Source organism: Flavobacterium sp. (assembly GCF_044339515.1).
GTDB lineage: Bacteria > Bacteroidota > Bacteroidia > Flavobacteriales > Flavobacteriaceae > Flavobacterium.
The window spans coordinates 46,115-71,963 of sequence record NZ_JBIIVK010000011.1 but is presented as its reverse complement, the minus strand read 5'-3'; the positions used below and the strand labels follow the sequence as shown (position 1 = coordinate 71,963).

25 protein-coding genes are annotated in these 25,849 nt (G+C 32.8%); 12 read left to right on the top strand and 13 right to left on the bottom strand.

All coding sequences use genetic code 11. The features are described 5' to 3' along the window. The first annotated feature begins 114 nt into the window (after positions 1 to 114). From ACIQ0M_RS04795 to ACIQ0M_RS04745, 11 genes are all read left to right on the top strand, one after another. Complete coding sequence (locus ACIQ0M_RS04795) at positions 115 to 921, top strand: outer membrane protein assembly factor BamD (RefSeq protein WP_396150270.1); 807 nt, start codon at positions 115 to 117, stop codon at positions 919 to 921. Between the two features lie 9 nt (positions 922 to 930). Beyond that, complete coding sequence (locus ACIQ0M_RS04790) at positions 931 to 1,248, top strand: DNA-directed RNA polymerase subunit omega (RefSeq protein WP_112085507.1); 318 nt, start codon at positions 931 to 933, stop codon at positions 1,246 to 1,248. A 7-nt stretch (positions 1,249 to 1,255) separates the two neighbouring features. Further along, positions 1,256 to 2,467 carry a bifunctional phosphopantothenoylcysteine decarboxylase/phosphopantothenate--cysteine ligase CoaBC gene (coaBC, locus tag ACIQ0M_RS04785; protein WP_396150268.1) on the top strand — a complete coding sequence of 404 codons (1,212 nt, stop codon included), beginning with the start codon at positions 1,256 to 1,258 and terminating at the stop codon, positions 2,465 to 2,467. Next, positions 2,460 to 3,341 carry a DUF4835 family protein gene (locus ACIQ0M_RS04780; RefSeq protein WP_396150266.1) on the top strand — a complete coding sequence of 294 codons (882 nt, stop codon included), beginning with the start codon at positions 2,460 to 2,462 and terminating at the stop codon, positions 3,339 to 3,341. The genes coaBC and ACIQ0M_RS04780 overlap by 8 nt, the downstream gene beginning before the upstream one ends. Positions 3,342 to 3,437: 96 nt before the next feature. Next, a complete protein-coding gene (recN, locus tag ACIQ0M_RS04775) occupies positions 3,438 to 5,090 on the top strand; it encodes a DNA repair protein RecN (protein ID WP_396150264.1) in 1,653 nt (550 codons plus the stop codon). 49 nt (positions 5,091 to 5,139) lie between these two features. After that, positions 5,140 to 5,952 (top strand): enoyl-ACP reductase, encoded by an 813-nt coding sequence (locus ACIQ0M_RS04770; protein WP_396150262.1) that lies wholly within the window; start codon positions 5,140 to 5,142, stop codon positions 5,950 to 5,952. 95 nt (positions 5,953 to 6,047) lie between these two features. Further along, positions 6,048 to 8,336 carry a choice-of-anchor J domain-containing protein gene (locus ACIQ0M_RS04765; protein WP_396150260.1) on the top strand — a complete coding sequence of 763 codons (2,289 nt, stop codon included), beginning with the start codon at positions 6,048 to 6,050 and terminating at the stop codon, positions 8,334 to 8,336. Positions 8,337 to 8,418: 82 nt separating this feature from the next. Continuing rightward, positions 8,419 to 9,432, top strand: a complete 1,014-nt coding sequence (locus ACIQ0M_RS04760) for a glycosyltransferase (protein ID WP_396150258.1) — start codon at positions 8,419 to 8,421, stop codon at positions 9,430 to 9,432. Next, positions 9,425 to 10,009: a dephospho-CoA kinase gene (gene coaE, locus ACIQ0M_RS04755; RefSeq protein ID WP_396150256.1), complete on the top strand. Its 585-nt coding sequence runs from the start codon at positions 9,425 to 9,427 to the stop codon at positions 10,007 to 10,009. The genes ACIQ0M_RS04760 and coaE overlap by 8 nt, the downstream gene beginning before the upstream one ends. Before the next feature lie 71 nt (positions 10,010 to 10,080). After that, entirely contained in the window at positions 10,081 to 11,664 is a 1,584-nt protein-coding gene (locus ACIQ0M_RS04750) for a sensor histidine kinase (RefSeq protein WP_396150254.1), read from the top strand. A 24-nt stretch (positions 11,665 to 11,688) separates the two neighbouring features. Next, a complete protein-coding gene (locus tag ACIQ0M_RS04745; RefSeq protein ID WP_396150252.1) occupies positions 11,689 to 12,405 on the top strand; it encodes a response regulator transcription factor in 717 nt (238 codons plus the stop codon). Between the two features lie 182 nt (positions 12,406 to 12,587). Here ACIQ0M_RS04745 and ACIQ0M_RS04740 read toward each other — a convergent pair whose 3' ends face one another. The 13 genes from ACIQ0M_RS04740 to ACIQ0M_RS04680 all read right to left on the bottom strand — a co-directional run bounded on the left by ACIQ0M_RS04740 (position 12,588) and on the right by ACIQ0M_RS04680 (position 24,720). Beyond that, the gene (locus tag ACIQ0M_RS04740; protein ID WP_396150250.1) at positions 12,588 to 13,331 is read right to left on the bottom strand and encodes an acyl-[acyl-carrier-protein] thioesterase; all 744 of its coding nucleotides are present in this window, start codon (positions 13,329 to 13,331) and stop codon (positions 12,588 to 12,590) included. After that, entirely contained in the window at positions 13,331 to 14,263 is a 933-nt protein-coding gene (miaA, locus tag ACIQ0M_RS04735; protein ID WP_396150248.1) for a tRNA (adenosine(37)-N6)-dimethylallyltransferase MiaA, read from the bottom strand. The genes ACIQ0M_RS04740 and miaA overlap by 1 nt, the downstream gene beginning before the upstream one ends. Positions 14,264 to 14,273: 10 nt before the next feature. Then, complete coding sequence (locus ACIQ0M_RS04730) at positions 14,274 to 15,116, bottom strand: ion transporter (RefSeq protein WP_396150246.1); 843 nt, start codon at positions 15,114 to 15,116, stop codon at positions 14,274 to 14,276. Positions 15,117 to 15,146: 30 nt separating this feature from the next. After that, positions 15,147 to 16,508, bottom strand: coding sequence for an exonuclease domain-containing protein (locus ACIQ0M_RS04725; protein WP_396150244.1), 1,362 nt, complete (start codon positions 16,506 to 16,508; stop codon positions 15,147 to 15,149). Positions 16,509 to 16,546: 38 nt separating this feature from the next. Continuing rightward, positions 16,547 to 17,206 carry a YggS family pyridoxal phosphate-dependent enzyme gene (locus tag ACIQ0M_RS04720; RefSeq protein WP_396150242.1) on the bottom strand — a complete coding sequence of 220 codons (660 nt, stop codon included), beginning with the start codon at positions 17,204 to 17,206 and terminating at the stop codon, positions 16,547 to 16,549. A gap of 88 nt (positions 17,207 to 17,294) precedes the next feature. Next, positions 17,295 to 18,512: a DUF1015 domain-containing protein gene (locus ACIQ0M_RS04715; RefSeq protein WP_396150240.1), complete on the bottom strand. Its 1,218-nt coding sequence runs from the start codon at positions 18,510 to 18,512 to the stop codon at positions 17,295 to 17,297. Between the two features lie 110 nt (positions 18,513 to 18,622). Then, complete coding sequence (locus ACIQ0M_RS04710) at positions 18,623 to 19,243, bottom strand: outer membrane beta-barrel protein (protein ID WP_396150238.1); 621 nt, start codon at positions 19,241 to 19,243, stop codon at positions 18,623 to 18,625. 48 nt (positions 19,244 to 19,291) lie between these two features. Further along, positions 19,292 to 19,816: a GRAM domain-containing protein gene (locus ACIQ0M_RS04705; RefSeq protein WP_396150236.1), complete on the bottom strand. Its 525-nt coding sequence runs from the start codon at positions 19,814 to 19,816 to the stop codon at positions 19,292 to 19,294. Between the two features lie 78 nt (positions 19,817 to 19,894). Next, positions 19,895 to 20,755 carry a helix-turn-helix domain-containing protein gene (locus ACIQ0M_RS04700; RefSeq protein WP_396150234.1) on the bottom strand — a complete coding sequence of 287 codons (861 nt, stop codon included), beginning with the start codon at positions 20,753 to 20,755 and terminating at the stop codon, positions 19,895 to 19,897. Between the two features lie 55 nt (positions 20,756 to 20,810). Then, complete coding sequence (locus tag ACIQ0M_RS04695) at positions 20,811 to 21,701, bottom strand: 3-hydroxyacyl-CoA dehydrogenase family protein (protein WP_396150232.1); 891 nt, start codon at positions 21,699 to 21,701, stop codon at positions 20,811 to 20,813. A 7-nt stretch (positions 21,702 to 21,708) separates the two neighbouring features. After that, positions 21,709 to 22,056: a hypothetical protein gene (locus ACIQ0M_RS04690; RefSeq protein ID WP_396150229.1), complete on the bottom strand. Its 348-nt coding sequence runs from the start codon at positions 22,054 to 22,056 to the stop codon at positions 21,709 to 21,711. A gap of 58 nt (positions 22,057 to 22,114) precedes the next feature. Next, the gene (locus ACIQ0M_RS04685) at positions 22,115 to 23,731 is read right to left on the bottom strand and encodes an exonuclease domain-containing protein (protein ID WP_396150227.1); all 1,617 of its coding nucleotides are present in this window, start codon (positions 23,729 to 23,731) and stop codon (positions 22,115 to 22,117) included. A gap of 23 nt (positions 23,732 to 23,754) precedes the next feature. After that, positions 23,755 to 24,720 (bottom strand): Gfo/Idh/MocA family protein, encoded by a 966-nt coding sequence (locus ACIQ0M_RS04680; protein WP_396150224.1) that lies wholly within the window; start codon positions 24,718 to 24,720, stop codon positions 23,755 to 23,757. A gap of 214 nt (positions 24,721 to 24,934) precedes the next feature. On the opposite strand from ACIQ0M_RS04680, the gene ACIQ0M_RS04675 reads away from it, so the two are divergent. Continuing rightward, complete coding sequence (locus ACIQ0M_RS04675; protein ID WP_396150222.1) at positions 24,935 to 25,777, top strand: universal stress protein; 843 nt, start codon at positions 24,935 to 24,937, stop codon at positions 25,775 to 25,777. Positions 25,778 to 25,849 lie beyond the last annotated feature (72 nt).

Here is a 25,849-nt window from a genome sequence, read left to right as displayed (position 1 = left end):
TACATCCTTTAGAGACTATAAAAAAAATGTTTTGTAGTCTGCAATTATTAACTAAATTTGCAGTCCGGTTTTCATGATAAAGATTCATGAAAATTTGCATATAAAATTCGCCTAATGAATAAATTATATTTTGTATTCCTTCTTGCAGTAGTTTTCAGTTCGTGCAGTCCATACCAAAAAGCATTGAAAAGTGAAGATATTGCTGTAAAATATGCCGCCGCCGAAGAAAAATATAACAAAGGAAAATATGAAAAAGCTATTCGTTTATTTGAACAAATAGCTCCTTCTTATAGAGGTAAACCACAGGCAGAAAAAATGTTTTACATGTATGCTCAAAGTTTATACAAAACAGATCAATTTTATACAGCCGGATATCAATTTGAAAGTTTTGCATCTGGTTATCCAAAAAGTGAAAAAGTAGAAGAAGCTGCTTTTTTGGGAGCATTTTGTTATTCAAAATTATCACCAAGGTATTCGTTAGATCAAATTGATACAGACAAAGGCATTGAAAAAATGCAAGCTTTTATTGATGCCTATCCTGAATCCCAGTACATTGCAGAGGCAAATGTGGTTGTCAAAGATTTACGTGAAAAGTTAGAATTCAAAGCATTTGAAATCGCAAAGCAGTATCATACAATTGCAGAAGCAATTAGGGATTTTAGAGCTCCTATTGTTGCATTAGACAATTTTATTGCCGATTATCCCGGTACACCCTACAGAGAAGACGCTCTTTACTATAAAATTGAGGCAAGTTACAAATATGCTATCAATAGTGTGGATTATAAAGTAAAATCCCGCTTAAATGAGACATTAGAAAATTATGATAAGCTTTTGAAACAATTTCCCGAATCAAAGTACAAGGAAAAAGCGGATAAAATTAAAGAAGACGTTAATAAACTTTTAGAACAATATTCAAAATAAATAGTAGTTATGGATTTAAAAAAGACGAATGCTCCGGTTAACACGATTACTTATGATAAGAGAGCGATTGAGCAAACCACAGGAAACGTGTACGAAGCGATAACAATCATCGCTAAAAGAGCAAATCAAATTAATTCTGAAATTAAAAAAGAATTAATTGAAAAATTAGAAGAATTTGCTACTTACAATGATAGTTTAGAAGAGATTTTTGAAAATAAGGAACAAATTGAAGTTTCAAAGTTCTATGAAAAATTACCAAAACCACACGCATTAGCTGTACAAGAGTGGTTAGAAGGAAAAATTTACCACAGAGATACTACAAAATAAGAACCTCATGTCAGTTTTAAAAGGGAAAAAAGTACTACTGGGCGTTTCCGGTGGAATTGCTGCCTATAAAACTGCAACTTTGGTCAGACTTTTTATTAAAGCAGGTGCTCAAGTGCAAGTTGTCATGACGCCTGCTTCTAAAGATTTTGTTACTCCTTTAACATTATCTACTTTATCTAAAAATCCTGTTTTTTCTGAGTTTTACAACGACGAAGATGAAAATGCCTTGTGGAATAATCACGTTGAATTAGGTCTTTGGGCAGATTTGATGATTATTGCTCCGGCAACCGCAAATACACTGGCTAAAATGGCCAATGGCAATTGCGATAACTTACTCATGGCAACGTATTTATCAGCTAAATGTCCGGTATATTTTGCTCCCGCGATGGATTTGGATATGTATAAGCATCCTACTTCAATCGATAATTTTCACAAATTGCAATTATTCGGCAATATAATGATTCCGGCTGAATCAGGTGAATTAGCCAGCGGACTTTCCGGAGAGGGTAGAATGGCTGAACCTGAGCATATTATAACCTTTTTAGAAAATGATATTTTGCAAAAATTACCGCTGAAAGGAAAAAAAATACTCATTACTGCCGGTCCAACATACGAAGCAATAGATCCTGTGCGTTTTATAGGAAATCATTCAACAGGAAAAATGGGTTTTGATATAGCAAATGAAGCTGCTCAAATGGGTGCGGAAGTTATTTTAATTTCAGGCCCGACGCATCTGAATGTGAATAACTCGTCCATACAGTTAATTCGAGTGCAATCTGCGGAAGAAATGTATCAACAATGTCATTTGTATTTTGATAACGTTGATGTTGCAATTGCAGCTGCGGCCGTTGCCGATTATAAACCCAAAGTAATCGCTGATCAAAAGATTAAAAAGTCTGATGGCAATTTTTCAATTGAATTAGAAAAGACAAAAGATATTTTAGCATCATTGGGAGAAATTAAAAAACACCAATTTTTGATTGGTTTTGCTTTGGAAACAGAAAATGAAATTGAACATGCTAAGTTGAAAATTCAGAAAAAAAACTTAGATTTGATTGTTCTAAATTCGCTGAATGATGAAGGTGCCGGTTTTGGTAAAGCGACCAACAAAGTTACATTTATTGATAAATCATTTCAAATAGAACCCATGCCACTTAAATCAAAAGAGGAAGTAGCAAAGGATATTTTGAATAAAATAATACAACAATATCATGCGTAAACTACTAGTATTTGTTTTTTTGGTTGCGTTGAGTTTTACTCAGGCACAAGAACTAAATTGTAGCGTAAAAGTTAATTCAGAGCGAATAACTGCTGCCAATCAACAGATTTTTAAAACACTTGAAACGTCATTAAATGAGTTTGTAAATAAAACAAAATGGAGTACGCGTGAATTCAAAAACAACGAACGAATCGAATGTTCGATGTTTATCAATGTTTCGGAGTTTAACAATAATGTTTTTACGGCTACCATTCAAGTACAGGCTTCGAGACCCGTTTTTAACTCTACTTATAGTACACCAATTTTAAATATAAACGACAAGGATTTTACATTTCGTTATGTTGAATTTGAAAATTTGTTTTTCAATCCAAATAGTTTTGACTCCAATTTGGTATCTGTGATCGCTTTTTATTCTTATATGATTTTAGCCATGGATGCCGATTCTTTTGAATATCAAGGAGGAAATGAATATTTAGAGATCGCTCAAAATATTGTAGGCGTTTCGCAAGCGGGTGGTAAAGGGTGGTCACAGTCCGACGGATTACAAAACAGATTTTTTTTAGTAAATGATTTATTATCCAGTACGTTTGATCCCATTCGATTAGGATTTTACGATTACCATAAAGGCGGTCTGGATTTAATGGCAGACGATTTAGCAGCAGGTAAAGAAGGTATAAAAAATGCCGTTTTAACTTTATCAAAAATCAATGCTGTTCGTCCTAATGCATACTTAACACGTGTATTTTTTGACACAAAATCCGATGAAATTCTTTCCATTTTTACCGGTGGTCCCAAAATTGATATTACGGACTTAGTAGACAATTTAAATCGAGTTTCTCCACTTAACGCCTCAAATTGGTCTAAGATACGATAAGGTTTTAATAACTTTGTCAATATTATCTCAAAAGACACTTTTCTTAGTTCCGATTTATTGAGTACATTGCCATTGTATTTTGTTTAAAATCAGGAAATGCTAACTTCGTTATCCATAAAGAATTACGCTTTAATTGAAAAATTATCCATTGATTTTTCAGATGGGTTTTCCATTATAACCGGTGAAACCGGTGCCGGTAAGTCAATTCTTTTGGGTGCCTTGGGATTAGTTTTGGGAAAAAGAGCCGACTTAACTTCGTTAAAAAACAGAGATGAAAAATGCGTGATAGAAGGTCATTTTTCAATTTCAACTTATAATTTAAAAGATTTTTTTGAAGCAAATGATTTGGATTATGAAGACCAAACTATTATTCGTAGAGAAATTTTACCTTCCGGAAAATCAAGAGCTTTTATCAACGATAGCCCGGTAAATCTCAATGAATTGGTTGAACTAGGCGAATTTTTACTCGATATTCATTCTCAACATCAAACCAGAGAATTGACAGAAGAGTTGTATCAATTTCAGATTATTGATGCTATTTCTTCTAATCAATTATTGTTGGATAATTATTCCGGAAGATTAAAAGTTTATAAAAAATTAAAAGTTCAATTAGACGAAAAAAAGCAACTTTATGCAAGTGCGTTAAAAGAACAAGATTATAACACTTTCCTTTACAATGAATTAGCTGAAGCAAAATTGGTTGAAGACGAACAAGCTGTGTTAGAAGCCCAACTTGAACAATTAAGCAATGTTGAATTAATCAAAGAGCAGCTCGAAAAAAGTATAGCTTTGGCTGATAGTGAGCAGTTCGGTTTATTGGTTAATATAAAAGAATTTAAAAGTACGATTCAAAGAATTAGTTCATTTTCAAAAGATTATGCTCAACTTTTTGAACGAGTGGAAAGTCTTTCGATTGAATTAAAAGACATTGTAAACGAATTGAATAGTTTTTCTGAATTGGTAGTTAATGATCCGGAGCAATTAATTTTGGTAAATCAAAAATTGCAAACGATTTATAATTTGCAGAAAAAACATCAAGTGAATTCTGTTGAAGAGTTACTGCAAATTCAAAATGATTTGGAAGGAAAGGTGATTTCGGTCACGTCATTGGAAAACGAAATTGCAGAAATACAAAATCGCTTAGAAAAAAATGAATTAGAATTGAATGAATTGGCAATAAAAATTCATTCCAATCGAGATAAATCCATTCCAAAATTAAGTGAAATGCTTCTGGGGATTTTGAGTCAGTTAGGAATGCCAAACGTACAATTCAAAATCGAGGTTAAGCTTTCAGAAACTTTTTTTGCCAATGGTAAAGACACGATTCAATTTCTTATTTCAACCAATAAAGGTTCCGATTTTGGATTATTAAAAAAAGTAGCTTCCGGAGGTGAGATGTCGCGAATTATGTTGGCTGTAAAAGCAATTTTAGCTAATTATTCTAACTTACCAACACTCATTTTTGACGAAATTGATACGGGAGTATCAGGTGAAATAGCCAATAAAATGGGTGATATTATGAAAGAAATGAGTGGGAAAATGCAGATTTTTGCGATTACGCATTTACCTCAAATCGCAGCCAAAGGCAAATCACATTATAAAGTATTTAAAACGGATAACGGAAATCAAACCACTTCCGAAGTAAAATTATTAAATAAGGAGGACAGAGTGGTAGAAATTGCCCAAATGTTATCCGGTTCCAACATATCAGATTCTGCTTTAAATCATGCAAAAGCATTATTGAACTGAAAATTTTAATTATATTTGAAACATCATACAAACTAAAATAATACCTACTATGTATAATTTATTAAAAGGAAAAAGAGGAATCATTTTTGGAGCTTTAGACGAAAATTCTATTGCATGGAAAACCGCAGAACGAGTACATGAAGAAGGAGGAACATTTGTGTTAACTAATGCCCCAATTGCCATGCGAATGGGAACCATTAATCAATTAGCGGAAAAAACCGGTTCACAAATAATTCCAGCTGACGCAACTTCTGTTGCAGATTTAGAAAATTTGATAGAAAAAGCAACTGAAATATTGGGAGGAAAATTAGATTTTGTTCTACATTCTATCGGAATGTCAGTTAATGTTAGAAAAGGGAATCATTATACTAATCAAAATTATGATTTTACGCACAAGGGTTGGGATGTTTCGGCTGTTTCTTTTCACAAAGTAATGCAGGTTTTATATCAAAAAGATGCCATGAATGAATGGGGTAGTGTAGTAGCTTTAACGTATATGGCTGCTCAACGTGTGTTTCCTGATTATAATGATATGGCTGACAATAAAGCTTACTTAGAGTCTATTGCCAGAAGTTTTGGATACTTTTTTGGGAAAGATAAAAAAGTTAGAGTTAATACCATTTCACAATCACCAACTCCAACCACTGCCGGACAAGGAGTAAAAGGTTTTGACGGATTTATAACCTATGCGGATAAAATGTCGCCTCTTGGGAATGCAACTGCTTTGGATTGTGCAAATTATACTGTGGCGATGTTTTCTGACTTGACTAAACGTGTTACGTTGCAAAATTTATATAACGATGGAGGTTTCTCTAACATGGGTGTTAGCCAAGATGTTATGGAATATTTTACAAAAGAATAACAAATTTTACATTTTAACTTTTAAAAGGCACCTATAATTTTTTTATAGGTGTTTTTTTTTATAATTTTAGCACATAAATATTAAACAAACAAAATATGAAAAAAATTACATTATTATTTTTATTGTTTCTAAGTTTTTCAGCTTTTGCTCAGTTTCCGGAAAGCTTTGAAACTACTGTTCCACCAACGGGTTGGACATCCTTTAGAGGAGCAAATGGAATTGGAACTGCTCAAGATTGGACTGCTACCACTTTAGCGGCTGATGTAAGCGAGGGTGCTCAAGCAGCTTTCGTTCGTTGGGAAAACGTCGATGGAGGCTTAGCTGAAGATTGGTTAGTATCACCATTGCACACGGTTACTGCACCAAATACTTCATTGTCATTTTTTCAAAGACAATCATTTGCGATAGATTATGGTAGTGAATATACAATTCGAGTTTCAACAACTTCACAAACTGATATTGCTTCTTTTACAATTGTTAACACACAAACAGAGGCAGATCTTTCTTTGACGATGAGTGAAAAATTGGTTGATTTGAGTGCATATGTTGGTCAATCCATTTACATTGCTTTTGTTATGACTAATGATGACGGAGATAACTGGTCTGTGGACAATGTTAATATGGTTAGTTCTATTTCTGTGCCTAATTGTGCTACTGTTCTTACACCTGCCGATAATGCTGTAGATGTGCCTATTGGAGTAGTTCCCTTTTCTTGGGAAGCACCAACTACAGGAGATGCACCAACAGCGTATGATTTCTTTTACGGAATTGCTCCGGATGAAGTAGACATTTTGTTAGATACTTATACAACAACAACTGTTGACGTTACTCTAAACGATTATGGATTTACTTTTTATTGGAAAATTGTACCTAAAAACGCTGCAGGTAGTGCCGTAGATTGTCCGGTTTGGACATTTACAACTGTTGAATCTCAAGGTTTTTGTTTGAATGCACCTAATGGTTTATGGCCCGATGAAGAGCCTTATACAGCAGACTCATGTGATGGAGTAACAGAGAATGTCATTACATTAAGTGGTTACACTGGAGAGTATTCTCTGGTAAATGTTACTGATGGCGAAACATATATTTTTACTTCAGAAAATGATGAAACTTCAGATTTTATTACTATCAGTACTGATGATGGTGCTACTGCTGCTGTTTTTGGAAATTCCCCATTAACTTGGGTATCAAACTACACTGGTGTAATTCGTTTTTATTCTCACTTAAATGATCAATGTGAGTTTGAAGATGTTAATCGTAAAAGATCTTTTGTATGTGGAGAAGTTAGTAGTGATGTTCCTCAGTATGCTAATTTACAATTTCCTTTCGATGCAACTGTTCAACAAGGAGAGACAGTTACTGTTTATGGACAAGTATATGTTGCAGGATTAACTGATGTAGAACCAAATATAGAAGGGCAAGCTCCAGGAATTCAAGCTTGGGTTGGTGTAAGTCCAATTGGAGAAAACACAAATCCAAATACTTGGACTACTTGGATTCCGGCAACATGGAATTCAGGACACCTGAGTAATAACGATGAATACCAAGCAAATATTGGTACAGGTTTACTTCCGGGTACATATTATTATGCAACACGCTTCAGATTAAATGACGGTCCTTTTGTTTACGGAGGAACCAATTTTGGTTTTTGGGATGGAACAACTTACTTAAGTGGTGTTTTAACTGTTACTCCGCCACCTGCACCCGGAAACGATGAGTGTGCCAATGCAACTCCGCTTACACCTGGTGCTGTGTTTGAAGATAATTCTTTAACGTCAACTAATGCAGCAGCTACAGCAAATGCAGCAAACCCGTTACCAACGTGTGGAGCATTTAATTTTGCTACTAATGGAAAAGATGTTTGGTTTTCTGTAGTTGTTCCTGATTCTGGCACGTTAACAATAGAAACACAAGGAAATGGTGGTTTAACCGATTCAGCTTTAGAAGTGTATTCAGGAAGTTGTGAGGCGTTAGTTGCAATTGATTGTAATGATGATGTTAATTTTCCAGCAAATCCTTATTCAAGAGTAGAGTTAGAAGGTTTAACTGCCGGGCAAACCCTATTACTAAGAGTTTGGGGTTATAACGGAGCTGAAGGTTCATTCGCAGTTTCTGCGTTTGATGCATCGTTAAGCACCGGATCATTTGATAATGCCGGATTCAAATACTATCCAAACCCAGTTAAAGATATTTTGAACTTGAGTTATACTAGCTCAATCTCTAATGTTAGTGTAATAAACCTACTAGGTCAACAAGTGCTTACTAAAAATGTAAATGCCAATGAAAGTCAACTTGATTTATCAAGTTTAACTACAGGCACTTATTTAGTTAAAGTTACAACCGAAGACAATCTTGAAAAAATAATCAAAATTGTGAAACAATAAAAAGTAATCAATAGATTTTCAAAAGCCATGCAACTGCATGGCTTTTGTTTTTTTATGCCGTATATTTGTTAAAATTTCTGATATGTTTTTTTCAATAATTATTCCTGTTTACAATCGTCCTGATGAGATTGATGAACTTTTGGAAAGTCTTGTTTTACAAGAGTACAAATCACCTTTTGAAGTTGTTATTGTGGAAGATGGTTCAAGTATCGATTGTAAAAATGTAGTTGAAAAATATTCCGAAAAATTAAGCATCAGCTATTATTTCAAACAAAATTCCGGTCCCGGTGATTCCAGAAATTATGGAATGAAAAAAGCAAAAGGTGATTATTTTATCATTTTTGATTCCGATTGTATTATTCCATCCAATTACCTTTCCGAAGTTGATTTAGCTTTAAAAAACAACTTTACTGATTGTTTCGGTGGTCCAGATAGAGCTTTGGATTCTTTTTCTGATGTTCAAAAGGCAATTAACTTTAGCATGACTTCCTTTTTAACCACAGGCGGAATTCGTGGCGGTTCAGAAAAAATTGATAAATTTCAACCCCGAAGTTTTAATATGGGTATCTCCAGAAAAGCATTTGAAGCATCCAAAGGATTTGGGAATATTCATCCAGGCGAAGATCCCGATTTATCAATTCGATTATGGAAAATGAATTTTGAAACCCGATTGATTTCTTCAGCTTTTGTCTATCATAAAAGAAGAATCGATTGGAATAAATTTTATTACCAAGTTTCAAAATTTGGAAAGGCTAGGCCAATTCTTAACAATTGGTATCCGGAGTATAGTAAACCAACCTTTTTTTTTCCTACTTTATTTATAGTTGGTTTCTTTTTGGCTTTGGCATTAGCTCTACTTTTTAGTTTTTTCTTTCCCTTAATTCTATATGGGTTTTATTTTCTCCTTTTGTTTTTTTCGGCAACATACTGTAACAAAAGTGCTAAAATTGGGTCTTTATCTATAGTTGCAACTTTTATTCAATTCTACGGCTATGGTCTCGGCTTTTTAAAATCATTCATACTAATTCAATTATTAAATAAAAATCCTGAGAAAGAGTTTCAGGAACTATTTTTTAAAACTAGACAAAATGACTAAAATCATTGGCTTAACCGGTGGAATTGGAAGCGGAAAAACAACCGTGGCAAAGATGTTTTCTGAGCAAGGAATTCCCGTCTATATTGCTGATGAAGAAGCTAAAAAATTAATGGATTTGGATGAAATTATTGAGCAAGTAAAAATAACATTTGGTAATGAAATTATTTTAAATAAAAAAATAGATCGAGCCAAATTAGCCAAAATTGTTTTTAACAACGCTGAACAGTTAAAAAAGCTCAATAAAATTGTCCATCCTACTGTTCAAAAGCATTTTAAAAAGTGGTTAAAAATCCATGATTTAGCTCCATACGTAATTAAAGAAGCGGCTATTTTATTTGAAACAAATGGTCATAAGCAATGCGATAAAGTGATTACAGTAGTCGCTCCACAATTGTTAAGAATTGAGCGAGTTTTTTTACGAGATAAATCTGACAAAGAGAGTGTTTTACAACGAATCGATAACCAATGGAGTGATGAAAAGAAGATTTTGTTGAGTGATTATGTGATTGAAAACATTGATTTAGAGAAAACTAAAGCACAAGTGGACGTTATTATCAAACTATTAGATAAAATTTAAAAAAAAGGCATGATGTTAATGTTTGGTTAATCTATTAACAATACAAATGTTAAAATCCTAATTTTGTGGTGATGAATAAAGTTTTGTTTAGAGTGCTTGTGGTTTTAATGAGTTTGTCGCTCATTGGAATAATTTTTGTGCAAGTATATTGGTTTAATTCTTCGTTGGAAAACAACCAAGAACAATTCAAGTTTCATGTAAAGCAAGTTTTAGGCAATGTTTCTGAAGATATAAAAAATCAAGAAATACTAGCTTTTGTTGATAAAATCAACCAATTTAAAGATAGTACCGGTGCCGATGAAGTGAATAATACCGATTTTTTAGAGTTCGGATATTACGAAAGAAATTCGCAAACCAATGAGACCATAATTTATTCAAATAGTATAAATTCACAAGATTTTACTATTTCACCCTCGTTCTTTGATAAAAAAAGAGACAGTTTGAAAATTAAAAGTTTTTCTTCAAAACGGAAAACTGAAATTTATCACAACGGAATTGATAAATCAAATTTGCAGAATTCTCCAACGCCTGATTACAAGATGGAAAAGTCTGGTAATCTTGCCATTTTAGACAAGTTACTCTATGATATGTCGTTCAACGATATTGCTCTGACCTATCCAATTCAACGAAGAATTTCAAAAGAGAAGTTACAAGAACTTTTGCAAAGAGAACTCAAAGAATATGGCGTAAATACACCATTTGAATTTGGAATTTACAGTAATGGTTTGGCTACCAAAGTCAAATCAGATAATTTCAAATTCAATAAAAATGATACATACAGCATTCCGATTTTCACCGATAACGAAGGAATGAGTAAATATCAATTGTTAGTGAGTTTTCCTGAAAAAAAGAAATTTATTTTCTCCGATTTAATCGGAATCGCAATGTTATCACTGATTTTTACGTTAATTATTATTATTGCTTATTCCAATGCTTTAAATCAATTGTTCAAACAACGTCAGATCTCTGAAATAAAAACAGATTTCATTAATAATATGACACATGAGTTTAAAACACCCATTGCTACCATTAATTTGGCTTTGGATGCAATAAAAAACCCAAAAGTCATTGAAGATAAAGAAAAAGTACATCGCTATCTTCAAATGATTCGGGACGAAAACAAACGAATGCATGCTCAAGTTGAAAACGTTTTACGAATTTCAAAACTCGAAAAACGAGAACTTGAAATTAATAAAGAACCACTCGATGTAAATGATATAATTAACGACGCCATTGACCATGTTAGCTTGATTGTTGAAGATAGAGAAGGAACAATAAAAAAACATTTTCAAGCCACAAGAACCACAGTTTTGTTAAACGATGTGCATTTCACTAATGTGTTCGTAAACATGTTAGACAATGCAGTAAAATATTCGCCGGAAAAGCCAATAATTGACATTTATACAGAAAATATAAAAGATTTTCTAATCATAAAAATCAAAGATCACGGTGCAGGAATGAGTAAAGTAGCTCAAAAAAGAATTTTCGAAAAATTCTACCGCGAGCACACCGGAGATATACATAACGTGAAAGGTCACGGATTAGGCCTTGCCTACGTAAAAAGAATTGTAGAAGAACACAACGGACAAATTTCCGTTGAAAGCGAAAAAGGAAAAGGAAGTACATTCAGCATTAAATTGCCATTAATAAATTAAATACCACTAAATATAAATTAACCTATGGAAGCAGAAAACAAAAAGATTCTTTTAGTAGAAGATGATCCAAATTTTGGAGCCATACTAAAAGATTACCTGATGCTAAACGATTTTGAAGTCGTTTTAGCCAAAAACGGAATGGAAGGATTCGAAAAATTCAAAAAAGACACATACGATTTGTGTATTTTAGATGTCATGATGCCTTACAAAGATGGTTACACCCTGGCCAAAGAAATCCGTGAAAAAAACAAAGACGTGCCTTTAATTTTCTTGACAGCCAAGTCAATGAAAGAAGATGTGCTAAAAGGCTACAAAGTTGGAGCCGATGATTATCTTAACAAACCCTTCGATTCAGAAGTGTTGTTAATGAAAATCAAAGCCATTATGCAGCGTAAACAGTCTGAAAGTAAGACAGATAACCTGAAATTTGAATTCCAAATCGGAGGATTCCATTTGAATTCAAAATTGCGTTTCTTGACATATAAAAACGAGGAACCAATCAAACTATCTCCAAAAGAAAATGAATTGCTAAAAATGTTAGCCCTTCATGAAAACGACTTAATGCCACGTGAATTGGCGTTAACCAAAATTTGGAGAGACGATAACTATTTCACTTCCAGAAGTATGGACGTGTATATCGCCAAATTAAGAAAGTATCTTAAACCGGATGAAGACGTAGAAATCCTTAACATTCATGGCGAAGGTTTCCGTTTAGTAATCAAAAATAAGGTTACACAATAAAGTTAAAGCTCTCAATTTTTTTGGGAGCTTTTTTTTTGAACCCAATCCAGCTTTCCACTACAAGTCCGTTTGTTGGGATTGGTTCGGCTAAACTCTGCCAAGAGCTTCCGTTGGTCGCTTTGGCAAAGCAAGCCTCACACAACCCCAACAAGCCGGGCTTTCCGTTACAATCTGGGGTAGGATTAACTGCTATATTCCAATTTCAGAGCAAAACTGGTTTTTCCGTTCTTGGTCACCGTCATCAATTCCGGATTTTCTTCCAATGAAGTTTGTATTTCTATTTCGTCATTCCAATGCAATTCCCTCAAAAAATTCATGTCAAACGCCTGAATTTTATTTTTCAAAATTAGTTTCGGATTTAGACAATCCAAACACCATTCTAAATATTTTATATTGTTGGCATGATTCACGATATCCAAATCAGATAATAAAATGGTTTTATGCTTTAAAAATTCCAGTGTAACATTTAAATCAATTTTTTCAAAGGTTTTGACTGTGGGTAATCTTTCCGGATAAAAAGTAAAATGATTAAAAGGCAAAGCCAACGCTTCCGGTTTGCGTAGTTCGGTATTGATAGCTACCCAATAGGTGAGAGCACCTGCCAATTTTTGGTCACCCAAATACAATTCCAAAGCCCTAACCGAACGTGAATCTTTCATTTCTACAATCCACGTTTTAACAGTAACAATATCTCGCCATTTTGGTAAATCACTTATTTCAACACGCATTCTACTCAATACCCAAGCCTGATGAAAAACTTGCATATCACTAAAACTTAATCCACCCAACTCGGCATGTAAACTAGCTGTAAGTTGTAAAATATTACACAATTCGGTATGTTTCAACTGCCCGTTTGGATAGCATTGAATAAAATTGATTTCCCATTCTTTGGAAAATTCGGAAGTAAAAAGGGGTGAAATTGGCATTATTTTTTCGTTTTGGATTGTATAAAAGTGATGATTTCATTTGCATCTGTTTGAAAATCAAACCAATTTACGTTTTCAGTTCGTTTAAACCAAGTTAATTGACGTTTAGCAAAACGACGGGTATTTTTTTTGATTTCTTCCACAGCAAAATCTAAACTAATTTTTTCATCAAAATAGTCAAATAATTCCCTATAACCAACAGTTTGCAAAGCATTCAACTGTTTATTTGGATATACGTTTTGGGCTTCTTCCATCAAACCATCTTGCATCATTAAATCAACTCTTCTATTAATTCGTTCATACATTATTTCTCTATCCGCCTCTAAACCAATAACAATCGGAGTGAAATTTCGCTTATTTTTTTTCTGATTCAAAAAAGAAGAATACGGTTTTCCCGTTCCCATACAAACTTCTACAAATCGCATCATCCGTTGCGGATTTTGCAGCGTTTGCGGATTTTCAGAACTTATTTTTTCAAAATAAAAAGGATCTAATTCTTTTAGTCTTTGTTGTAAAAAATCCAAACCTTTAAATTCATAATCTGTCTTAATTTCCTCCCGAACAGCCGGATTGATATCCGGAAAATCATCAAATCCTTTCAAAATGGCATCCACATACAAACCCGAACCACCAACCATAATTTGAAAGTTATTCTTTTTAAATAACTCATCCAATTTCAATAGGGCTTCACGTTCAAAATCTCCAACCGAATAACTTTCAAAAATCGATTTGTGTTGAATAAAATGATGAGGAGCAGCTTTTAATTCATCATCAGTTGGAACAGCTGTACCAATTTTCATTTCTTTAAAAAATTGTCGACTGTCGCATGAAATGATATCACAACCAAAATGTTGAGCTAAACTAATACTCAACGCTGTTTTTCCAATTGCAGTTGGTCCAATTATCGTGATGAGAAAATTTGAATTTGTCAAGGTTGATTATTTACGAGTGTTCGTCTAATTCATTTCCGCAGTGGTAACAAAATTTTGAATTTTCCGAATGATCATCTTTTCCACAATTCATACAATGATGACGTTTAGTTTGCAAACCACGTTTGAATTCGGATTTTGCAATTTCTGCAGTTACAATTCCGGTGGGAACGGCAATTATTCCGTAACCCATAATCATTACGATAGATGCAATAAATTGCCCGAGTGGTGTAGTGGGAGTGATGTCACCAAATCCAACTGTGGTTAAGGTTACAATACACCAATAAATACTGATTGGAATACTGGTAAAACCGGCTTCTTTTCCTTCCACAACATACATTAAAGAGCCAATTAGGATACAACTTATTAAAATGAAGTATATAAATGCTACAATTTTTCCACGGCTGGCAATAAGGGAATTTTTTAATTGAAGTGATTGACCTGAAAAATGAGGATGGTTTAAAATTTTAAATAATCGCAAAAGTCGTAACGCTCTGATTATCATTAATAAATTTGAACCGGCAAAAAAATAGGATAAATACATTGGTAAAATGGCAAGCAGATCAATGATTCCGTAAAAACTAAAAATATATCGCTTGGGTTTATCAATGCAAATAATTCGTAGGATATATTCAATGCTAAAAAATACTGTGATTATCCATTCTAATAAGACCAACTGTTTGTGGAATTTTATATCGAAACCTTCCACTGTTTCTAACATAACCAGTAATACACTGAGAAGTATTAATCCAAGAAGAATAAGGTCAAAAAGTCTACCGGCAACCGTATTGGTGCCATAGATTATTATATGAGCTTTTTGCCTGAAAATTTCATATCTTGATTTGACTTCTTTCATAACATATCTAACTAGTCAAATATAAAGAAATTATAGTTTAATAATCTTCATTACTCTGTGTTTTCTCAAGTAGGCCTGAATGATACTCTTGGTATCTCGGTTGTTTTGCATTGGGATGATGATGTTTTTGAGCACCTCAATATTTGTAATTTGGTAATTTAAATCATAAAAACAATAGCCTTTGTAAATTCCGTTTTCAATTAAAATAGCGGAGCGTTCTTCCAAACTTCTGCCTCTATCAATCACCACCATATTGTCGTTTTCAAATTGACTTGATTCGATGAATTCCTCCACTCTTGAATTATATTCTTCAGTTGTAATTTCACCAATACAAGCCCCGTCACATTCTTTTATCTTATATTTGAAACAAGCATTTTTTGTATCATACAAACCGTTTATTTTTTGGCATAAATTAAATTGGTCTGTAATTTTAAATAATGCATTTTTTCCTTCTTGAATAGAGGTATAACTGGTAATCTCTTTTTTTCTTCCATCTGTTTTTTGAAGGGAGAGTTTTAAATAGCCGTTTTCATCTTTAATTGGATACAACGCCCACTGAAATATCGTTTTCCGTTGGGCACGATTGTAAATAGGTTTGTTAATCTTTATTTCTTCACTTTCTTTTAAAAGAGCGATGAGTTCACTACCGGTTTCTTCATACGTAACCGTATACACTTCCATTTGAATTTTTTTGCACTTACGGCTTGTTCCGGTAAAATGTTGGTTGACACGTTTTTTGATGTTCTTGCTTTTACCGATATAAATCAAATCACCTTTTTCGTTATGGATATAATAAATTCCTGTTTTAGAGGGAAGATTTTCCACAATATCCAGTAATTTCGGCGACATACCTGATTTGATTTCGGTTTTTACCAAACTTTTTAAGATTTCTTTTTCAACGTCCTGAGCCAAAAGCATTTTGAATAATTTCACCGTTGCCATAGCATCACCACTTGCTCGATGCCGGTCTGCCATCGGAATTCCGAGTGCTCGAACCAATTTTCCTAAACTGTAGGAGGGATGACCGGGCAACAGTTTTTTGGATAACTCAACGGTACAAAGCGTTTGTTTTTGAAATTTAAAGCCCAATCGTCTGAATTCGGTTTGTAAAATTCGATAATCAAACGAAGCATTATGAGCTACCACAATACAACCTTCCGTAATTTCAATAATGCGTTTGGCCACTTCAAAAAACTTGGGAGCCGAACGCAACATGGCGTTGTTAATACCGGTTAATTTTACCACAAACGGCTGAATCGGAATTTCAGGATTCACCAAACTAATAAATTGGTCCACAACTTCATGACCATCAAATTTATAAATGGCGATTTCGGTGATTCCTTCCTCGTTGTATTGACCTCCGGTGGTTTCTATGTCTAAGATTGCGTACAAAAAAAGTGATTAGTAATTAGTGAATAGTAATTAGTTTATTATCTGCTTCCAAAGATACTGCTTCCAATTCGAACCATGTTGCTTCCACATTCGATGGCGAGTTGATAATCGCCGCTCATGCCCATGGATAAAGTGGTCAGTTGGCAGTTGTCAGTGTTCAGTTGGTTATGTTGGTCAAAAATACTTTTCAAATGTAAAAATTCGCGTTTGATTTGCTCCTGATTTTCAGTAAAAGTAGCCATTCCCATTAAACCGACAATGCGAATATTTTCAAAGGTATTCAATTCTTCTGATTGCAATATTTCAGTTAATTCTTGTTCATCCAAACCAAACTTGGTATCTTCTTCAGCGATATGAATTTGCAACAAACAATCAACTGTTCTTCTCCACTTGGCAGCCAAACGATTGATTTCTTTTAGCAGTTTCATACTATCCACACCGTGAATCAAACTCACATACGGAATCATGTATTTTACCTTATTTGACTGAACGTGACCAATCATGTGCCATTGAATGTCTTTGGGCATTTGTTCCCATTTTTCAGTCATTTCCTGAATTTTGTTTTCACCAAAAATGCGTTGTCCGGCATGGTAGGCTTCCATCAAATCATCAACCGGTTTTGTTTTGGAAACGGAAACTAGGGTTACGTGGGAAGGAAGACTGGATTTTATTTGAGAAAGGTTTTCTGTTATTGACATTCTTTGATTTTTTATTTGAACACAGATTTAAGAAATTTTTAAAATTTTTAAAATTTCTTAAATCTGTGTTCCTAAACGTTTATCTAAATTATAATTCATACACCATCAACCCACTTCTAAACTTAGGTTCAATATACGTACTCTTAGGTGGCATGATCAAATTGTTATCCGCCAATGCTTTAATCTCAGAAATATCCGAAGGATAAAGCATAAATCCTACTTCAAATTCACCTTCATCAATCAATTCTTTGATGGTTAAAATGGATTGTTTTCCGGGAATGTATTCGATACGTTCATCATTACGCAAATCTTCAATTCCAAGTAAAGGTTGCAACACTTTATCATACAAAATTTGGGCATCCAAGTTTTCCAAAATGGAGGGATTAGCTTTTTCCAATTTATAAAAGAGAGCATAAAAATTTCCATCCAAATACATCCCAAATTCAAACTTACTTTGCGGTTTCCACAATTCTTGTTCTTTGTTTTTGATGATAAAATGTTCGTCTAATTTGGCAAGAAAGTCATTCATTTCATAGCCATTCAAATCGCGAATAATTCGATTGAATTCATAAATTTTCACTTCGCTTTCAGCAATTAGAAAACTCATGAAATAGTTTAAATTTTCATTTCCGACAGCTTTATATTCATCATGTAATAATTCAGCAGAAGCCGAACGGTGATGTCCATCGGCAATATACAGTTCCGGAATTCGTTTAAACTGTTGTTGCAACCACTGAATTTCTTGATCATCATCAATTTTCCACAATTGATGTTTCTCTTTGTTTGTGGTGGAATAATTGTATAGTGGAATACTTTTTTTCTTTTCAGCTATCCATTGATTGATTGAGATATTATCCGGATAAGTAATCAAAACCGGTTCCGTATTAAAACCTGTTTGATGTAAATAATCTTTGAACAATTCCACGCGATATTGTAACGTGTCTTCGTGTTTTTTAATGACATTATTTTTGTAATCTTCAATGGAATTTCCCGCTACAATTCCGGTAAAAGAATTGGTTTTTGTCTGAATTTCATACACAAAAAATACTGGGTTATCTTCTTCAATAAAAATGCCTTCATTTTTGAAGTCTTGGTATTTATGAGCTACTCCTTTGAACCGTTTATCCAAGGTAATTTTTTGTGAATGCACATAGGCAGGATGAATCACATGCAAAAACGAATACGGATTAAAACTCAACCAAGCAGCAAGCTCAGCCGAACTGTAATCGTCATAATTTCTACACGTTACTAAGCCAACTTTGTCCGGTGTTGGTCGAACAGTTTTAAAAGGAACTATTTTTGACATTATAATAAAAAAATAACCGTAAAGTTACAAATTTACAAATGCAACGCTACGGTTAATTTTATAAAATTTTACTTTAAAAGGTTTAAAATTTTATGTTCGATTTTAGTTAGTTAAAACTTGAATTCAAAAGAAAAATTGATAGTGTTAATTTCTTCTAATTTTCTTTCAGTTCCATTTTTTTTCATTTTAGTAATATCGGATTGTGATTCAAAACCTATTCCAAAGTTAACGTCTTTTGTTACACCAAATCGCAAACCTAAATTAAATCCTAGACCTGCATTCCAACCTTGGTTCTTGTTTTTAAAGGTTTGATCAATAGTTTGAATTTCTTCTCTAAAGAGGTTATTTGCATAAATACCTATTCCGCCATAGGCAGAAAGCTTACTATCTAATTGATTTTTAAGAATAAATAGGGAGTAATTTAAATTGATAGGAATTCGTAGGTAGGTTTGTTTTAAAGCATAACTTTCTCCATCAGAAACGCCATTGGCGTTAAAATCTAACATTCCCGCTCCAACACTAAATGATGTTCCTGATTCAAGTCTGTAAAAGAATAATACTTCTCCTGCATTTATACTTCCATTCAAATTGACCATTCCGGATTGATTTAGCTTAGCAAAACCCAATTTACCGGTTACATTAAAACCTAATTCTGTTTGTTTTGTTTCTTCCTGTGCATTCACATTCAATGTGATCAATACAAGCAATAATGTAAAAATTGACTTTTTCATATATAAATAATTTAAAGGTTAAAAAAAAAAATGTAATTAATATTTGATTTATTTGTTAAAGAAAGTATTGATTTTAGCTACCCAAATATCTCGTTCATTTTCAGCAACATAAAATTTGAATTCTTCGTCTGCTTTTTGAATGATTAAAATATTCTGGATAAATCTAAAAGTATTTTGTTTGCCAACTTTCCTAATTTCTTTTAAAGGAATTTCTACAAACGTTTTTTTGGAATTTAATTTGTGTTGTTTAAACGCCAGTCTTTTACTAGTGAGTACAAGTTTCCCACTAGCAGAGAAAGATTTGATTTTTAACGTTGAAGCTCCTTCATAAACTAGTTGTTCGTCCTCGTTTAAGTCGATAATTGTTTTTTTTAGAATTTTTTTTGTTTGGAATTCGATGATTATAGGAAAAAGAATTCCCGTAAAAAGACCAAAAAAAGTTGCATTGAATATAAATTGCCAAGTGTTGAAGTTTTCATCCCAAATAAATCCAAACAATACCATTGCACCTGCAAAAGTAAATCCCATAATAATTGATTGAACAATCATTAACTTTATATTCAATTTTGCCATAGTTTTTTAGATTTATTTATATGGCAATATTACAATGCAAAAAAATGTAAAAATTGTAAAATTGAGACAATGCAAATTTTAATTTTCAAAATACCAATAGGTATCTTCCAAACCCAAATGTGAAATTTTAGAAAGTAATGTGTTGGGAGTTTCTTTCGTGATTGATTTAAAGTGCTTTATGAAGTGAGCTTGATCATAATACATACTAAATAAGGCTACATCTGTTAGATTTGTTGTTCCTTTATTTTGTTGAAAATAATTGAAAGCTTGTCTAAACATAACCATTTTTTTGTATTCTTCTACCGACATCAAGGTATGTTTGCAAAATAAGCGAAGAAGCGTTTTTCTATTAACATTAAGCTTTTCAGATAATTCCGAAACTTTAATTCCACCATTGGAAATAATAATCTCTCCAATTGCTTTTTTTAAATTTGTTTCATTAAAAGGTTTAAGCGATTCCTCAAAAAACTGATCTAACAATTTAACTTGGTTTTCTGTTTGATTATCATTAAAAACCTGTTCTAATGTTAAATCAAATTTTTTTCCAAAATGAGGAAAAATTCCCATATCAGTTTGCAGAAAAGAGGACAAATAATCGGTAAAAAAATGATTGATTCCCAGAGGATTAAATACTATTCCTATTTTGTTGAACTTACCTTCAATTGATACTTTTACACTTTTATTTTTGTTAATTGTATATAAAGTATTTAGTTCTGAGTCAACACAAGGTTTTACATTCGCATGATCATTTATTATTTCAATTTGAGAATTTTTATAAACGGTGATAGCATGTTTATAGTTTGGAAAAAAAGTAAAGCTTTTTTTATAATTATCATCGGTTGAAAAATGAAAATAATAATAAGCAATAAATCTTTTTATTTTTTCAGATTGTGGTTTAGATGTTATGAAAACATCATTGTGTTGACTGTTTATATTCAAAATTGAGAAAAAAAGTAAGTCGGAATTTTTGTTCCGACTTATCGTAAGTGAATAATTATTTTGAAAATTGTTTTGATACTTTCTCTGCTTTTTTACTCTCCGAATAATCATAAAATCCTTCTCCGGATTTTACACCTAATTTTCCGGCCATTACCATATTTACTAAAAGTGGGCAAGGAGCATATTTAGGGTTTTTGAAACCGTCATACATCACATTTAAAATGGAGAGACAAACATCCAAACCAATAAAATCAGCTAGTTGTAAAGGTCCCATCGGGTGAGCCATTCCGAGTTTCATTACTGTATCAATTTCCTGTACTCCGGCAACGCCGTTATACAACGTTTCAATGGATTCATTAATCATTGGCATTAAAATACGATTCGCCACAAAACCGGGGTAGTCGTTCACTTCCGTTGGCGTTTTGCCTAATTTTACTGATAAATCCATGATGATTTTGGTCACCTCATCCGAAGTGTTGTACCCGCGAATAATTTCAACCAATTTCATAATTGGCACCGGATTCATAAAATGCATGCCAATTACACGTTCAGAATGCACCACTTGAGCCGCAATTTGCGTGATGGAAATAGAAGAAGTATTGGTTGCCAAAATCACATTGTGGTCGCAAACCTCACTCAATTGTTTGAAAATATTCATTTTTAAACCAACGTTTTCAGTTGCAGCTTCTACTACTAAATCCGTTCCCACAACACCATCTTTGATGTCGGTATATGTAATAATATTGGAAATGGTTTTGTGTTTGTCGTCTTCCGAAATGGTTCCTTTTGTAACCATTCTATCCAAGTTGGAGGCAATCGTTGCCATTCCTTTTTCCAACGATTTTTCAGAAATATCAATAAGTTTTACGGTAAATCCGCTTTGAGCAAACGTGTGGGCAATTCCATTTCCCATCGTTCCTGCTCCGATTACTGCGATTGTTTTCATTGTATTTTTAGTTTGTTTTATTCTTATAAGTTTCTAAAACAGTATAAAAGTATTCTTCGTCTTCTAAATGGAAGCGTTCATGTTTATTTTCTTTTGAAAAATTCGTATTTTGTTTTTTTATATATTTATTAAATGCAAAATAATCTAAAATCATTTCAAGTTTTGTTTTTTCTAAATTTTTAATTTTAGAAAAACTCTGATAATGTTCAAAAAAAATGTCAATATTATCAAAAAAACAAAATCGTTCATTTCCACATACTAATATTTCTTCGATTTCTTTTAAATTTTCAAATTTAATATCATTGATATACAAATCTATTAATTTACTTATTTGGTCAATTTCTTCTTTAGTCATTATTCTATATTTAAAATTTCAATCAATTCTATAATTTCATTTTCTTCCATAATTTTTGCTACAATATTTTTCTATTTCTTAATTCCCAGAAACATTTAGCAGTTGCTTTAATGTCAACTGAAGCATCATGAGCTTCATCAAAAACATAACCAAATATTTTTTGGTGTAGTTCGGATAGTTTTGGCCATTTATAACCATAAGGTCCATCTAGTTTGCAAAAGTTTGTTGTTTTTTCCATTGTACATATCTTTTTCTTATTGTTGATTAAGTTTTCATAATCATTTCTAAGAAATTCGCATCCCATAATTTTTTCATCAAAAGAGATATTATGAGCAACTAGATATTCTGTTTTTTGGATTAACTCTTGAAAAATCCCTAAAACATAATCAATAGAATATCCTTCTTCAATTGCTATTTCAGTTGTTATTCCATGCACTTTAGAAGCTTCTTTTGGTATTGAAAATCCATCAGGCTTTATTATAAAATCGTTTTCCTCAATTTTATTTCCATCTTCATCATATAAGATATAAGCTAATTGAACTAGTCTGGGCCAATTATTAAAATCAGTTATAGGAGCTTTCCAATTTTTAGGAAGTCCTGTGGTTTCGGTATCAAAAAATAAGTAATATTTCGTTTTTTGACTTGGTTTATTATTTTTAATATGTTTTTCCTTGTCCTTGTTTTTCTTTTTGTCCTTTTTTTTCTCGATTTGTCTTTTACCATTAATGAATTTACCAATAAAAATTTCACCGTCTAAATATGTTATCTTTCCGAAACCATTTAATTTGTTATTCTCAAAGTCACCTATATAAATTTGACCATTATTCCAAGCATATTTACCAAATCCATTTTTAAAATCATCTAACCAATTTCCTTCATAACAATCTCCATTACTATAAACCTCTTTCCCAAAACCATTTTTTTTGCCATCTTTCCAATTACCTTCATAAGAGGTTTCATCTTCATATTTTCTTATTCCAAATCCATTCTTTTCTCCATCATTCCAATTTCCATAATAGTAACTATCATTAGAATAATTGTATTTTCCTAATCCATTCTCTTCTCCATCAATCCAATTTCCTTCATAGTAACTACCATCAGAATAAGTATATTTTCCAAATCCATTCCATTCTCCATTAATCCAATTTCCTTCATAGTAACTACCATCAGAATAAGTGCATTTTCCATATCCATTCCATTCTCCATCTACCCAATTTCCTTCATAGTAACTATCTTTATCAAATACTATTTTTCCAAATCCATTTTCTAGACCGTTTATCCAATTTCCTTCATAGTAACTACCATTAGAATAAGTATATTTTCCATATCCATTCTCTTTTCCATCTAACCAATTTCCAATAAAAACATTTCCTTTTTTATATTCCATTTTACCCTCACCATTCCTCTCACCATTTAACCAATTACCAATGTAAACATTTCCATTAGAATAAAAATAATGACCAAAACCATTATAATTATCTTCTTCGAAAAGGCCTTCATAAATTTCTCCATTTACATGAATTAATTTTCCAAAACCGTCAAACTTATTTTCATGAAACTCTCCTTCATAAAAAGAGCCATCAGGAAAAATATATTTTCCATTTCCATGATACATTTCATCTTTAAGTTCCCCTTCATATGAAGAACCATCTGGAAATTTTATGATTTTAGACATATAAAATTTAAAAATCTCTGATTTTATTTCCCCATCGAATCAATAATCATATACGCCACTCTCAAAGCCTCCGTTCCATCTTCCAACGTTACAACCGGAGTAGTATTATTGTTGATTGCATCGGCAAACGTTTCCAATTCATCCAAAATGGCATTGTTCATCGAAACCTCCGGATTGTCAAAATAAATTTGTTTTTTCACACCTTCCGCATTTTGTAAAATCATATCAAAATCACCCGGAACTTCAGGTGCATCTTTCATTTTTACCACTTCACACACTTTGTCCAAATAGTCCACCGAGATGTAAGCATCTTTTTGAAAAAAACGTGATTTACGCATGTTTTTCATCGAAATGCGGCTTGAAGTCACATTTGCCACACAACCATTTTCAAACTCAATTCGAGCATTGGCAATATCAGGTGACTGACTCAATACTGAAACACCACTCGCATGAACGGCTTTTACTTTCGATTTCACCACACTCAAAATCGCATCAATATCATGAATCATCAAATCCAAAACCACCGGAACATCCGTTCCTCTCGGATTAAATTCCGCCAAACGATGGGTTTCAATAAACATCGGATTATCAATTTGATTTTTCACCGCAATAAATGCCGGATTAAACCGCTCCACATGACCAACTTGGCCTTTAACATTATATTCTTTCGCTAAAGCAATAATTTCTTCTGCTTCTTCCACCGTTGTGGAAATCGGTTTTTCAATAAAAACATGTTTGCCCGATTTAATCGAAACTTTAGCACATTTATAGTGCGAAAGGGTAGGAGTAACTATATCAATCACATCCACCGCGTGTATTAATTTGGCAATTGTATCAAAACGTTTGTAACCAAATTCAGCCGCAATTTTCTCAGCATATTCTGCATTTTCGTCATAAAAGCCAACTAATTCGTATTTGGAAGATTGATTGAGTAACCGCAAGTGTATTTTTCCAAGGTGTCCAGCACCTAAAACGCCAACTTTAAGCATAAAAAGTAAATTTTATCAAAAATAGTAATAATAGCAGAATTGACAAGTGAGAAAGGTTTAAATTATTGCAATGAGTTAATCGCTTTTCATCTTAATTAAATGTTATAACTGACAATTATCAGTTTGAAATTGAATCTTAATGCCTAACTTTACTTTGAATAAAGATGGAAGATATCCCGACAAACGACTACTGAAACATAAAAAACTAACTATTATGAAACGAATACTTTTCCCAACCGATTTTTCAGAAGCCTCTAATAATGCTTTTGTTTATGCTCTAAAATTAGCTGATGCGATAAAAGCGGAGTTGATTACACTTCACGCTTATGAACTTCCGCAACTTCACATGGGAGGATTACCCAACACACTCAAAGAAGTGTATGATAGTATCGAATTAGAAAATTTTGAAAATTTTAAAGACCAAATTCCATTGCTCCGGGAAATCGCCGAGAAACATGATTTAGGTCACGTTAAAATCAGTAATATTCTAAAGCACGGTGATCTTATTTGGACAATTAAAAAAGTAACGAAGGAGGAGAGCATTGATTATGTGGTGATGGGAACCAAAGGAGCAACCGGTCTCAAAGAAACTTTTTTAGGTTCAAATACCGGAAGTGTAATGACAGAATTGGAAGCCTATGTTATCGGAGTTCCTCAAAGTTCAGAATATAATGGAATTCAAAATGTTGTTTTTACAACCAGATTTCGTGAAAAAGATTTAAAAGCTCTTAAAAAAGTTATTGAATTGGCTAAGCTATTTGATGCAAAAGTTCATTGTTTGTATGTTAAAACTAAAAAAACAGACGTAAATCCCGTAATCATCGAAGATTGGAAATTTCTCTTTAAAGACGATAAAGTTGTTTTTCATATTATTGAAGATGAAAATGTAAAACAAACCATTCTTAATTTTGTAGATTCTTATAACGTTGATATGTTGGCCATGCTCAATTATAAACGAGGCTTTTTTGAAGAATTGTTCAAGCAAAGTCTTACACAAAAACTATCTTATCACGTGCAAGTACCTTTGTTAGCTATACATGAGAGTAGTTTAGGATAGACCGTTCGGGCGGGCTTTGCGTTTCAACTCCTCACGACTAGTACTATTTTTAATAGTTTTACTATATGTAAT